Annotated in this window: 1 protein-coding gene; it reads right to left on the minus strand. The window is 74.6% G+C overall.

What is annotated here, in order from left to right; all coding sequences use genetic code 11:
* On the minus strand, positions 1-937 hold a 937-nt coding region (locus IH54_RS0138670; RefSeq protein WP_043183637.1), incomplete at both ends, for an acyltransferase domain-containing protein.

The following is a 937-nucleotide window of genomic DNA, read 5'->3' on the forward strand; positions in this document are numbered from 1 at the left end:
GCGGGCGCCGTCGGCGAGGGTGAGCGCGCCCGCGACCACGGCCGCGGCGATCTCGCCCTGCGAGTGGCCCACCACGGCAGCCGGACGCACCCCGTACGACTCCCACACCGCAGCCAACGAGACCATGACCGCCCACAGCGCGGGCTGCACGACGTCCACCCGGTCCACGTCCACCCCGGGATCCACCCCCCGCAGCACATCCTCCAGCGACCACTCCACGTACGGCGCGAGCGCCCGCCCGCACTCCGCCACCCGCGCCGCGAACACCGGCGAGACATCCAGGAGTTCGGCCCCCATCCCCCGCCACTGCCCACCCTGCCCCGGGAACACCAGCACGGGGCCGGGTCCGACGGGAAGGGGCTCGCCCTCCACCACGGCCGCCGAGGGCGTGCCGTCGGCCAGCGACCGCAGGCCTGCCAGGAGCTGACCGGCGTCGCCGCCGACCACCACCGCACGGTGCTCCAGCACCGCCCGCCCGGCCACCAGCGACCAGCCCACGTCCACCGCACCGGCCTGCGCCCGCTCCGCGAAGTCCGCCAGCCTCCCGGCCTGCGCCCGCAGGCCCTCGGCGGACGCACCGGAGACCACCCAGGGCGCGGGCCCGCCGACCACGGCGGTGGGTGCGCCGCTCGGCGGGCTGTCCGGCGCGGGGGCCTCTTCGAGGACGACGTGCACGTTGGTGCCGGAGATACCGAAGGCCGAAATGCCCGCCCGGCGCGGCCGATCGGCGTTCCCGGGCCATTCGCGCTGTTCCCGGAGCAATTCCACCGAGCCGCTGGACCAGTCGACTTCCGTGGTGGGCTCGTCGGCGTGCAGGGTCCTGGGCATGACGCCGTGGTGCATCGCCATGACCATCTTGATCAGGCCCGCCATACCCGCCGCAGCCTGCGTATGACCGATATTCGACTTCACCGACCCCAACCACAAAGGCCGCTCC

Origin of the sequence: Streptomyces sp. NRRL F-5123 (assembly GCF_000721495.1) — a bacterium.
Lineage (GTDB): Bacteria > Actinomycetota > Actinomycetes > Streptomycetales > Streptomycetaceae > Actinacidiphila.